The organism is Paracoccus sp. (in: a-proteobacteria), assembly GCF_035556475.1.
Taxonomy (GTDB): domain Bacteria; phylum Pseudomonadota; class Alphaproteobacteria; order Rhodobacterales; family Rhodobacteraceae; genus Paracoccus.
The window spans coordinates 1-11,767 of record NZ_DATMFA010000018.1 but is presented as its reverse complement, the minus strand read 5'-3'; the positions used below and the strand labels follow the sequence as shown (position 1 = coordinate 11,767).

At 59.6% G+C, this 11,767-nt stretch carries 11 protein-coding genes and 1 tRNA gene; 11 read left to right on the top strand and 1 reads right to left on the bottom strand.

Annotated elements, in window-relative coordinates; all coding sequences use genetic code 11:
- The first annotated feature begins 96 nt into the window (after positions 1 to 96).
- The 10 genes from VNQ78_RS02225 (at position 97) to VNQ78_RS02180 (ending at position 9,264) form a co-directional block, all read left to right on the top strand.
- On the top strand, positions 97 to 297 hold the full coding sequence (locus VNQ78_RS02225) for a CsbD family protein (RefSeq protein ID WP_325686136.1): 201 nt from the start codon (positions 97 to 99) through the stop codon (positions 295 to 297).
- A 209-nt stretch (positions 298 to 506) separates the two neighbouring features.
- The gene (gene lon / locus VNQ78_RS02220; protein WP_325686134.1) at positions 507 to 2,924 is read left to right on the top strand and encodes an endopeptidase La; all 2,418 of its coding nucleotides are present in this window, start codon (positions 507 to 509) and stop codon (positions 2,922 to 2,924) included.
- Between the two features lie 77 nt (positions 2,925 to 3,001).
- Complete coding sequence (locus tag VNQ78_RS02215) at positions 3,002 to 3,337, top strand: HU family DNA-binding protein (RefSeq protein WP_325686132.1); 336 nt, start codon at positions 3,002 to 3,004, stop codon at positions 3,335 to 3,337.
- Positions 3,338 to 3,404: 67 nt separating this feature from the next.
- Positions 3,405 to 3,479 (top strand) — tRNA-Val (locus VNQ78_RS02210).
- A gap of 89 nt (positions 3,480 to 3,568) precedes the next feature.
- A complete protein-coding gene (locus tag VNQ78_RS02205) occupies positions 3,569 to 5,131 on the top strand; it encodes a DUF6538 domain-containing protein (protein ID WP_325686130.1) in 1,563 nt (520 codons plus the stop codon).
- An 86-nt stretch (positions 5,132 to 5,217) separates the two neighbouring features.
- The gene (locus VNQ78_RS02200; protein ID WP_325686128.1) at positions 5,218 to 6,435 is read left to right on the top strand and encodes a phage portal protein; all 1,218 of its coding nucleotides are present in this window, start codon (positions 5,218 to 5,220) and stop codon (positions 6,433 to 6,435) included.
- Positions 6,432 to 6,755, top strand: coding sequence for a gene transfer agent family protein (locus tag VNQ78_RS02195; RefSeq protein WP_325686126.1), 324 nt, complete (start codon positions 6,432 to 6,434; stop codon positions 6,753 to 6,755). The genes VNQ78_RS02200 and VNQ78_RS02195 overlap by 4 nt, the downstream gene beginning before the upstream one ends.
- A complete protein-coding gene (locus VNQ78_RS02190) occupies positions 6,748 to 8,283 on the top strand; it encodes a phage major capsid protein (RefSeq protein ID WP_325686125.1) in 1,536 nt (511 codons plus the stop codon). The genes VNQ78_RS02195 and VNQ78_RS02190 overlap by 8 nt, the downstream gene beginning before the upstream one ends.
- Complete coding sequence (locus tag VNQ78_RS02185) at positions 8,283 to 8,921, top strand: hypothetical protein (RefSeq protein ID WP_325686124.1); 639 nt, start codon at positions 8,283 to 8,285, stop codon at positions 8,919 to 8,921. Before VNQ78_RS02190 ends, VNQ78_RS02185 begins: the two co-directional genes overlap by 1 nt.
- Positions 8,922 to 9,108: 187 nt before the next feature.
- Positions 9,109 to 9,264 carry an HNH endonuclease gene (locus VNQ78_RS02180; RefSeq protein WP_325686180.1) on the top strand — a complete coding sequence of 52 codons (156 nt, stop codon included), beginning with the start codon at positions 9,109 to 9,111 and terminating at the stop codon, positions 9,262 to 9,264.
- Here VNQ78_RS02180 and VNQ78_RS02175 read toward each other — a convergent pair.
- Positions 9,248 to 10,873 carry a hypothetical protein gene (locus VNQ78_RS02175; protein WP_325686122.1) on the bottom strand — a complete coding sequence of 542 codons (1,626 nt, stop codon included), beginning with the start codon at positions 10,871 to 10,873 and terminating at the stop codon, positions 9,248 to 9,250. The genes VNQ78_RS02180 and VNQ78_RS02175 overlap by 17 nt on opposite strands.
- Positions 10,874 to 10,998: 125 nt before the next feature.
- On the opposite strand from VNQ78_RS02175, the gene VNQ78_RS02170 reads away from it, so the two are divergent.
- A protein-coding gene (locus VNQ78_RS02170) for an IS5 family transposase (protein ID WP_325686120.1) occupies positions 10,999 to 11,744 on the top strand; the annotation gives its coding sequence in 2 pieces (ribosomal slippage) (positions 10,999 to 11,323 and positions 11,323 to 11,744; 747 coding nt in all).
- Positions 11,745 to 11,767: the final 23 nt, after the last annotated feature.

The following is an 11,767-nucleotide window of genomic DNA, read 5'->3' as shown; positions in this document are numbered from 1 at the left end:
GCTGTCCCGGCTCACGACTGCGTGACAATGTGCAACCTTGGCCCGGATCTGCCCGTTTTCCCGCCGTAACCGCAAAGATCTACGAAGGAGAGTGCCATGAACTGGGACATCATCGAAGGCAAGTGGAATCAGGTTAAGGGTTCGGTCAAGGAGAAGTGGGGTGACCTCACCGATGACGAACTGACCGAGATTGACGGCCGCAAGGATCAGCTGACCGGTAAGCTTCAGGAACGCTATGGCTGGACCAAGGAAGAAGCGGACAAGAGAGTGAACGAATTCTTCCGCGATTATACCTGACAATTGCCAGATCGGCCCCTTCGTCAGGGCATATCTACATGCGGGCTCCCGGATTCACGGGGGCCCTTTCCTTTGCTGCGCCCAGGGGAACAGAGCGGGAACCAATGAACCATTGAACCTGATCCGCGCTCTTCCTATCTTGTCGTGAAGCAGGGGGCATGTGCTGCCGATCCCGGGGCCGCGCCTCTTGGCGAGAAAGGACTGATTCCATGAACGAATTCGCCCAAGTTAACCATCCTGTCCTGCCCTTGCGGGACATCGTGGTGTTCCCGCACATGATCGTGCCGCTGTTCGTGGGGCGCGAGAAATCCGTGCGGGCGCTCGAGGCAGTGATGGAACAGGATCGACCGATCCTGCTTGCCGCACAAAAGGACGCAGCGGTCGACGAACCCGCTGCCGACGGAATTTTCCGCACGGGCGTTCTGGCGAACGTCCTCCAGCTTCTGAAGCTTCCCGATGGCACCGTGAAGGTGCTGGTCGAGGGTCGTGAGCGCGTGCGGATCCGCGATTTCATCGCGAACGAGAATTATTTCGAAGCCACCGCCGAGCCTCTGGCAGAGGTGGAGGGCGACGAGGATACCCGCACCGCGCTGACCCGCGCCGTGGCCGAGGAGTTCGAGCGCTATGTGAAAGTGCGCAAGAACATCCCCGAGGAAGTCGTTTCGGCCGTGGCCGAGGCGCGTGAGCCTGCACGCCTGGCCGACCTGGTCAGCGGTCATCTTGGCATCGCGCTGGACAAGAAGCAGGAACTGCTGGAGACGCTCAACACCGCCGAGCGGCTTGAGAAGGTCTATGGCCTGATGCAGGGCGAGATGTCCGTGCTGCAGGTCGAGAAGAAGATCAAGTCCCGCGTCAAGACCCAGATGGAGAAGACCCAGCGCGAATACTATCTGAATGAGCAGATGAAGGCCATTCAGAAGGAGCTGGGCGACGGCGAGGACGGCTCGAACGAGCTGACCGAGCTGGAAGAGAAGATCGCTGCGACCAAGTTCAGCAAGGAGGCCCGCGAAAAGGCCGAGGCCGAGCTGAAGAAGCTGAAGTCGATGTCGCCGATGTCGGCCGAGGCCACGGTCAGCCGCAACTATCTCGACTGGCTGCTGGCGCTGCCGTGGGGCGTGAAGTCGCGCATCCGCAAGGATCTGGGCAAGGCCGAGGAAGTGCTGGACGCCGATCACTTCGGCCTTGAAAAGGTCAAGGAGCGGATCGTCGAGTATCTGGCGGTGCAGAACCGTTCGGCCAAGCTGAAGGGTCCGATCCTGTGCCTCGTCGGCCCTCCGGGCGTCGGCAAGACCTCGCTCGGCCGTTCGGTCGCGCGTGCCACGGGACGCGAGTTCATCCGCATCAGCCTTGGCGGCGTGCGTGACGAATCCGAGATCCGCGGCCACCGCCGGACCTATATCGGCTCGATGCCGGGCAAGATCATCCAGGCGCTGAAAAAGGCTAAGACCACGAACCCGCTCATCCTGCTCGACGAGATCGACAAGATGGGTCAGGACTTCCGTGGCGACCCGGCTTCGGCGATGCTGGAGGTGCTTGACCCGGAACAGAACGCGACCTTCGTGGACCACTATCTCGAAGTGGAATACGATCTGTCGAACGTGATGTTCGTGACCACGGCCAACAGCTACAACATGCCGGGGCCGCTGCTCGACCGGATGGAGATCATTCCGCTGTCCGGCTATACCGAGGACGAGAAGCGCGAGATCGCGCGCCAGCACCTGCTGCCGAAGCAGATCAAGGCGAACGGCCTGCGCAAGGGCGAATTCTCCGTCACTGACGAGGCGCTGACCCATGTGATCCGCTACTATACCCGCGAAGCGGGCGTGCGGTCGCTGGAACGCGAAATCGCCAAGCTGGCCCGCAAGGCCGTGACCGAGATCCTCAAGGGCAAGGTCAAGTCGATCGAGGTCGATACCGCCAAGGCCGAGGAATATCTGGGTGTCCGCCGCTACCGCTACGGTCTGGCGGAGAAGGATGACCAGATCGGCGTGGTGACGGGTCTTGCCTGGACGCAGGTTGGTGGCGATCTGTTGCAGATCGAGGCGCTGAAGCTGCCCGGCAAGGGTCGCATGAAGACGACCGGGAAACTGGGCGACGTGATGAAGGAATCGATTGACGCGGCGGCGAGCTATGTGCGCTCGATCGCGCCCCAGATCGGGGTGAAGCCGCCGAAATTCGATGCCATCGACATCCACGTCCACGTGCCGGACGGGGCGACGCCCAAGGACGGCCCCTCGGCCGGTCTGGCGATGGTCACCTCGATCGTCTCGGTCCTGACGCAGATCCCGGTCCGCAAGGACATCGCAATGACGGGCGAGGTTTCGCTGCGCGGCAATGCGATGGCCATCGGCGGGCTCAAGGAGAAGCTGTTGGCAGCGCTGCGGGGCGGCATCAAGACCGTGCTGATCCCGGTCGACAACGAGAAGGACCTGGCCGATATCCCGGCCAATGTGAAGGAAGGGCTCAAGATCATCCCGGTCAGCCATGTGCGTGAAGTGTTGAAACACGCCTTGGTCCGGGCCCCCGAGCCCGTCGAATGGGACGAGGCCGCCGAAGAGGCGGCCGAGGCCAGCAGACTTGCAGCCGCCCGCGAACAGGGCAGCGGTGGCGCCACCGTCGCGCATTGAACCAGTACTACCGCGCGGATCATATCCGCGCGGTTTTCCTTTACCCGGTAGCTGCATCAACCTGTGCAGGAGGTTTCATGACAGGGAACAGCCGGATAGACAGGACCGAACCCTTGTCGGGCCATCGGGGAGCGATCCCTTCGGACCCGGCGAATGCGACTGTCCTGCAAAAACGCCAGTTCCTGAATCGGATCGCGCAGCGCACCGGACAGCGCAACGCCGATATCAGGGATATTGTCGAGGCCACGCTTGCGGAACTCGGGGATGCCATTGCCGCCGGGCAGACGCTTGCGCTGCCGCCGCTTGGGCGGGCCCGGATCAACCGGCAGAAGGATATCTCCGGCTCCGAGGTCATCGTCCTGCGGCTGAGACGTCGCAAGGGGGATGTTACCTCCTCGGCGAAATATGATTGAGCTTGCCCGTCTTTTTTCCGCCATGCCCCTTGAAGGCGCAGCCGACTGCCGCTATTCAGCGCGGACCGGGCGATTAGCTCAGCGGTAGAGCGCTTCGTTCACATCGAAGATGTCAGCGGTTCAAATCCGTTATCGCCCACCAGATTTACCCCAGCAATTACAGGAAACGCCTTGTTTTGCTGGGGTTAGTCCGTTCTACTGTCACAAACACTGTTACAAAATGGGTCTGTGATGGCTGGTGCGCAGAAGTATCTTTTGAACCGAAATGGACGATTCTTCGCCCGGCTGGTGGTGCCGAAAGACCTGCGCAAGATCGTCGGAAAGACCGAGCTTCGCGCGCCCCTCGGGCCGGATCGCAGAACCGCCATGAAGCATCTGCCGGGTGCGGTGGCGACACTCCAACATGAGATCGCGCAGGCTGAGCGGAAGACCGCACCGGCCAATATTGCAGCGGCACCGATGCGCTACCCCCTCGCACCTGATCAGATTGCCCTGTCGCACTATCATCAGAGCCTAGCTATGGATGACGCGGCGCGCCGCAGCCCTGCCTATGCGTCCCTGAGCGTCAACGACCAGTATGTTGCAGAACTGCGGGCGGGCATCGCAGGCAAGCTTTCTGATCGGCAGCTAGGCGAGCTAGTGGGGCCGCGCATCGAACGCTTCCGGGCCGCTGACAACCTAGATGCCGCGCCCGGCACCGATGAGTGGCGCGTCATCGCCCGCGCACTCTGTAGCGCCGAGCTAGAGGCGCTGGCGCGCGTTGTGGAGCGTGACGAAGGCGACTTCACCGGCCAGCCGTCAACGCCGCTGCTGTTGAACGCCAAGCCGCCAGAGGATGAACCCGAGCCAGTAAATCTGGCTAAGCTCTGGAACGACTACATCAAGGCTCGCACCACGGCGGGCTTTATGAAAGACGGCGGGAAGCGAATGCGCCCGGTCATAGAGAGCCTGCGAAAGTTCCTGGGGCATAGTGACGCGCGCAAAGTCACCAAGAAGAACCTGCTAGACTGGCGAGACGAGTTACTTACCAGCCTTTCCGCCAAGACCGTATCGGATATGTATCTGTCCGCCGTGCGGTCCCTGTTCAAATGGGCGCATGACAATGAACGCTTGCCGGATAACCCTGCGGCCGCCGTCAAGCAGCCCAAGCCAAGAAAGCAACGGGGCCGTGAGGCGGGCTATACCGACGCCGAGGCAGTCAAGGTGTTGAAGGCGTCCCGGTCCTATCAGCCGAAGGCAGATCAGTTTGGCCGGATCAGGGAAACCCCGGAATCCGTGAACGCTAAACGATGGGTGCCGATCCTCTGCGCCTTCTCTGGCGCACGTGTTTCCGAGATCACGCAGTTACGGAAAGAGTATGTTCGCAAAGAGGGCGAGCGCTGGGTGATGCGGATTACGCCCGATGCCGGAACGATGAAGGTCGGGCACTATCGCGATGTGCCGTTGCATAGTCAGGTTGTCGCGGAGGGCTTTATTCAGTTTGTGGAAGAGGCCGCTGCCGGGCCGATTTTCCACAACGGGAAGGAGCCTGAGAAGTTCGCAGCTAAGGCGGTTAGGATGACCAATCAAGTCGGGACATGGCTGCAAGATAGCAACCTTGTTCCAGATGGCGTTTGGCCGAACTACGCATGGCGTCACCGCTTCAAGACGCAGGCCCGTGACATCGGCGCAGATATTCGGGTGGTTGACGGCATACAGGGCCATGCCGGGCGAACCGCATCCGACGATTACGGCGACGTGTCGCTGATCGCAAAAGCCCGCGTCATCGACGCACTTCCGAACTACGCGTTGTGACATCAAGTTGAAAATCATTCTCAACTGACTTGTCAGACTCGCGATATATGATATGTTATTACATATAATTTGTTGCGAGTATCACGTTGTCCAGTATCACCCAGCGCCTTGCCCGGTTCTTCGGGCAAGGCGTCACCGAATCCAAAGCCTTCACGCTGACCAGCCCTGAGGCTTACAGCTTGTTCGCTGGCGCTCCGGTGCGATCCGGCGTCACCGTCACCAGTAGCACCGCCCTGCGTGTCCCTGCCGTCGCCGCCGCTGTCGGTCTTATCTCGGAAGCTTGCGGCAACCTGCCGTTCAAGCTGCATGATCGCGACACGCGCGAGGCGCAGAAGGATCATCCGGCCTATGAGCTTATCCACGGCGAGGCGAACCCTTGGACCAGCGCCGAGGAACTGCGCGAACACCTGACCCGCGATGCACTGCTGTGCGGTCAAGGCTTCGCGGAGGTGGTGCGCAACGGCATCGGCCAGCCCCTCGAACTTCACCGGATCGACCCCGCCGCCATGTCGGTTGAAACCGACCATTACGGCGAGCCGTCCTATCGCATCCGCCTGAAAGGCGGCGGCGACCGGGTGCTATCCTATACCGATGTGCTGCATATCTCGACGCTGGACGGCGTTTCCCCGATCACCCATGCCAAGGAGGCCATTGGCCTTGCGCTGGCAGCGGAACAGCACCTTACGAATTGGTATAGCCGTTCCGGGCGTCCCGGTGGCTACCTCTCGACCGATCAGCCGTTGAAGCCTGACGAAGCATTGAACACTCTCAAGGCGTTTCAGGAAGGCCATACCGGCGAACAAGCTGGCCGCCCGGCAATCTTCGACCGGGGCACTAAGTATTACGCGGTCGCCACCAGCAACACGGATGCGGAGTTCTATAACAACCGCGTTGAGCAAATCCGCGAGATTGCCCGCGCCTTTCGCATCCCGCCGACGATGCTGTTTGAACTGTCGCGCGGCACTTGGTCCAATACGGAACAGATGGGCCAGCAATTCCTGACCCTGACCCTGCGGCCTTGGCTCAAGCGTTGGCAGGCGGCTTATGCCCGCGTCCTGCTGTCGCCGGAAGATCGCCGCGCCCTCTATATCGAGGCCGAGACGAAAGACCTGATGACCGTGGATTTTGCGGCGCAGGCCACCGCCTATTCGCAATACGTCGCCATGCGCGCCATGACCCCGAACGAGGTTCGGGCCGGGCTGAACCTGCCGCCGATGGCGGGCGGCAATGAGCTTGCCAACCCCTTCACCACCTCGGGCGGCGCACCTGCCCAGGTATCTGCCGATCGAGAGGCCGACGCATGAGCATCACCGCCACCGCGTTCTTTGGCGACCAGGAACGCCCGTTCACACTGACCGATGAACTTGTTGTGGAACTGGAAGCCACGACCGGCGCAGGCATCGGCACCTTGTATCAGCGCCTCTTAGGCCATGCCTTCAAGCTGGCCGATCTGGCCGAGGTGATCCGGCTTGGCCTGATCGGCGCAGGCACCAACCCCGAGGAAGCCGCCCGGCTGGTCAACAGCTACGCCCGCAACCGCCCGGTGGCCGAGGTGCTGCCGCTGGCGACCGCGATCCTTGCCGCCCGCTGGCTGGGCGCAGATGAGGTGCAGGCCGATGGCTGACCGTATCGAGATCAAGGCCCAGCTTACCGCCACCGAGGCGGGCGAAATCACCGGCATCGCGTGGCCGTTCGGCACCCCTGACCGCGTGGGCGATGTGATCGAGAAAGGCGCTTTCGACCAGCCCGAGGCGCTGCCCATGTTGTTCGCCCATGACCAAGGGCAGGTTATCGGCGTTTGGGATTCCATCACCGAAACGCCCGAGGGGTTGAACGTCAAAGGCCGCTTGCTGGTCGATGATGTGGAACGCGCCCGCGAGGTCCGCGCCATGATCCGGGCCGGTGCTGTGTCTGGCCTGTCCATTGGTTTCATCACCAAGGACGCTACCCGCCACGCCAAGGGCCGCACCATCAAGGCGCTTGCCCTGCATGAAATCTCTGTTGTCGCGGTCCCGTGCCACCCGGACGCGCGCATTCAATCCGTCAAAGGTGGCATCCCGCATCCCGTTAACGAGGAAACTTTTATGGAAAACGAAGAACTGGCCCAGAAGGCCGAAACCAAGACCCCGGCCAATGACGCGGCCCAGATCGACGCCAAGGCCCTGAATGGCGTCCTGTCGCGCCTCGACAAGCTGGAAGCCAAGGCGAACCGTCCCGGCGCACCGGCTATCGTGCAGGGCGAGACGAACGAGAAGAAATCCTTTGTTGAATACCTTCGCACCGGCAGCACCGAGGCAAAGGCGCTGACCACCGCCAGCGATACCGCGAACCACGTCCTGGCCCCCGAGGAAGTCAGCGCCGAGTTTATCCGCAATCTGATTGAGTTCTCGCCCATTCGTGGCATTGCCGATGTGCGCAGCACCGCCAGCGCCAATGTGATCCTGCCGCATCGCACGGGCATCACCAACGCGGCCTGGGTGGGCGAAACCGCTGCGCGCACCGCCAGTCAACCTACCTTCGATCAGGCCGAAATCGCGATCAAGGAAATCGCAACCTATGTTGACCTGTCGCTGCAACTGGCCGAGGACAGTGCCAACGTGCTTTCTGAGGTCAACTTGGCATTGGCCGAGGACTTCGGCCAGAAGGAGGCGCTTGCGTTCGTCAACGGCAATCTTGCCATTGAACCCTCGGGCTTCATGGCGAACGCCGACATTGCAACCCACGATAACGGCCATGTCGCAAACCTGTCGCCAGATGCGCTGATTGCGCTGATGTATGCGCTGCCCGCGACCTACCGGAATGCCGGAACGTGGGTGATGAACGGCCAAACCCTCGCCACCATCCGCACCCTGAAAGACGGTCACGGCAACTATCTCTGGCAGCCGAGCTATCAGGCAGGTCAGCCGGAAACCATTCTGGGCCGCCCTGTCGTGGAAGCTATCGATATGCCCGACATTGAAGAGGATGCGCAGCCGATCATCTTTGGCGACTTCAAGCGTGGCTATCGCATCTATGACCGGCTGGCGCTGGACGTGTTTGCGGATCCCTATAGCCAGCGCGTGAACGGCCTGATGCGTTACCATGCTCGACGCCGTGTTGGTGCTGGTGTTGTGCGCGCCAGCGCCTTCCGCAAGCTGGCAATGGTCGCCTGATGCCCTTGCAGCCCGCCTTTGAGACGACCCTGCGCCACGGCAACCATGCCGTGACGCTCCGGGCGTCCCTGCGGGCTGCTGTCGCTCTGGACAATCTGCCGGGCGGCATCCCCGGCGCATGGGATAGCCTCATGCGCCTATCCTATACCGGAATCCGTCAGGTGTTGCTCGCCACCGCGACGGATCAGGCAGGGGCCGAATTGGTCATAGCGTCCCTGTCCGACAAGCCGCTTGCGCCTTTCGTTCTCCAGGCGCAGGCGGCTTGCCTTGATCTTCTGGCCGCCCTTATCAAAGCAGGCGATGACGATGCTCAGGAAGCATCCAGCCAAGGCGGAGCCAGCGGCACCCCAATGACGCTGCGCGAGTATTTCGAGAAGCTGTATCAGTTTGCGACCGGCTGGCTTGGCTGGTCGCCTTCTGAGGTCTGGAACGCATCGCCCGCCGAGATCGAGGTGGCATTTCTCGCCCATACTGACCGGCTGGTGAAGATGACGCCCGGCCTGATGCCTGCCGATGCCAAGGCAAGCCCTGCGGGCCGATCGGATGCCGCACAGCGCCAATCCAACATTGATGCTGGCCTTGATCCCGAATTTGACCGCCACGCCTTGCACGCCATGAAAGCGCGTCACAGTGCCTAAGCCGCCGCGCCTCTGTTCCTGTGGTGCTATCGTGCCGCATGGCGTTCTCTGTGCCTGTCAGGAAGCCCGCCAGCTAGAGCGCAAGCGCAGGTATGACCGCACCCGCCCCAACAGCCGCCAGCGCGGCTATACGCGGGAATGGGAGAAGGCACGGGCCGAGTTCCTGCGCCTTCATCCCTGCTGCGCCATGTGCGGGGCCAACGCGACCCTTGTTGACCACATCAAGCCGCATCGGGGCGACAAGGCCCTGTTCTGGAACTGGAACAACTGGCAGGCGCTGTGCGCGCCCTGTCATAGTTCGGTGAAGCAGAGCCTAGAGGCTGAATCTAAGTGCCCGGATTAGGCGAGTGTTCCCCCGTGTTAGCAACGTAAAACTCTTCTAGGTCCAAAATGGATCGGCGGTATGAACGGGCATCATCCTCCATCGGCACTTCTATCTCCTCCGCCAATTCCTCCATTGTCTTTTCCCCAAAAAAATCCTGCTCACGTGGCATCTGGCGTGTCGCGATTAGATCAACGTAACAGCCGTAGTCTATTTTGTAGTGAACATAGCGTGCGCCGGGATTATCTCGAGATGAAACGTTTCGTTGACGAATGTGAATCATCCGTCGATCAAAAAGGAGATCGATATTATGGTCCTTCACCCCAACCTCGAGCAGGAAGGCGTTGGTCTTCTTTTTTCGGATGGCTGTATCAACAATGAACTGCAGTAAATCGCGAAGCACCGCATTCCCCTCTACTTGAGAGCTTTTATCCTCTTGATAATGCCGGTGCGCCGCCGCGCGCACCGTCGGAATGTCGATAAGGCCACTTAAAGATTTCTGCGCGCATATTGATATTATATGCAAGGCATCTCGCGGAACGCCCTCGGCTGCTTTTACAAATTCTTCAAGGGAGGTCTTTTGGTTAAAGGATTTTCGATATACTTCGTCTGCACCCTCGGGTTCAGGAAGGCCCTTTTCTTTGCAGTAGCTTTTAATATGACGATATAAAAACTCTTTGAAGAAGCTCACACTGGCATCGTTGTTGTTCTCAAAAAGTAGGTAGTCATCAAGCCTCACGTTACTACGAATATCGGCTGTTACCTCAAGGCCAACGATGTTATCCGAGTTTGGTTCAATGAGGAATTTTGTTCGATGCTCAATCGCGCCAATCTTTACTGTAATTTGAGGAATATTAAAAAACGCTCTCTTTAGCATGTCTGCCAGGAACGGCTGTAGCTCCAGTGGAACCGAACTCCACTCATCCAAGATGATCCAAAATCGCTTCGCTGGTAGTATATTAACTACGTCCCTCAATGACGCACTCAGTTCGGGAAAGCGAATTGATATACTCTCCGCTCCGGTGACTTCCTTGACCGATGTGTAGTCGGTTGCATTCTGCTTCTCTGCAGTGAAATCCCCTCCGGCAGAGTTGCCTCCGAGGCCAAACTTTGCAAAAAGTCCGCGCTTTTTTCTTGACGTATCGCTCCTTGCTTCTTTGATGCTTACCTTAACTTCACCGGAGACTCTTACTTGCGAAACGGCCTCTCCAAGTCTATCGAGTGGGCTTTCTAATGTTGCAAGATCTGCATTTGGGCTTGATACGGCGAAATCCAAGATGCCATCTTGTATGAATACCAAGGTGTCTATGAGTAGTCGTGTTGCTCTTTCGGTAACTGCAAGGTTGTGATCATTGTAAATTGAGTTGTCCGATCCTAAGTTGCGCATATCGACAAATATAGCGCAATCTCCTTCATCAGATTTAGTGGCGTAAAGATATCTAAGTGCGTGAGTTTTCCCGGTTCCTCGGCGGCCGAATATGACCTGATGGTCCTCTGTGGAGATCAGTGGCAGTAGGGGGCCGACGGAGGAGAATGATTCAATGACTTGGTCTGGTTCGAGCCTTTCAGCTCGGCCTTTCAGTCCGATCAAACATTTCATTAGCTGTTCAGAAGAAAGTTCAGCGCACACGATTCACCCCTTAGCTGGCTTTCCGTATGAGATGATGGGAAAATTTGAGCATTGTCGAGCTAGGCTCCAGACCCATTGATTTCGTGCCTTTGGCGTGTTTCAGGCTCCGCAAGGAGAACTGACCGATGGGCAATTTTTTCTGGCTGAGCGAGGCGCAGATGGAGCGGCTAAGGCCCTTCTTTCCCAAGAGCCACGGCAAGCCGCGCGTGGATGACCGGCGTGTGCTGAGTGGAATAATCTTCGTCAATCGCAATGGCTTGCGGTGGTGCGACGCGCCGAAGGAATACGGCCCGGCCAAGACCCTCTACAACCGTTGGAAGCGCTGGAGCGACAACGGGGTCTTCGCCCGGATCATGGTCGGCCTGGCCGCCGAGAGCGCCGAACACAAGACGATCATGATCGACGCGACCTATCTCAAGGCTCATCGCACGGCGTCGAGCCTGTGCGTGAAAAAGGGGGGCGCGGGCGCCAGATCGGGCGCACCAAAGGCGGCATGAACACCAAGCTGCACGCCGTCGCCGATGCCAAGGGGCGCCCGATCGGGTTCTTCATGTCGGCCGGCCAAGTCAGCGATTACACCGGCGCGGCGGCGCTGTTGGGCAGCCTGCCGAAAGCGGGTTGGCTGCTGGCCGACAGGGGCTATGATGCCGATTGCTTCAGAGAGGCGTTGAAAGACAAGGGGATAAAGGTCTGCATCCCGGGCCGGAAGTCTCGCAAGAAGGCGGTGAAATACGACAAAAGGCGCAACCGCATTGAGATCATGTTCGGCCGCCTGAAGGATTGGCGGCGCGTCGCGACCCGATACGACCGGTGCCCGGAAACCTTCTTCTCTGCGATCTTGCTAGCCGCAACCGTCTTGTTCTGGCTCTGAAACTCAATGAGTCTGGACCCTAG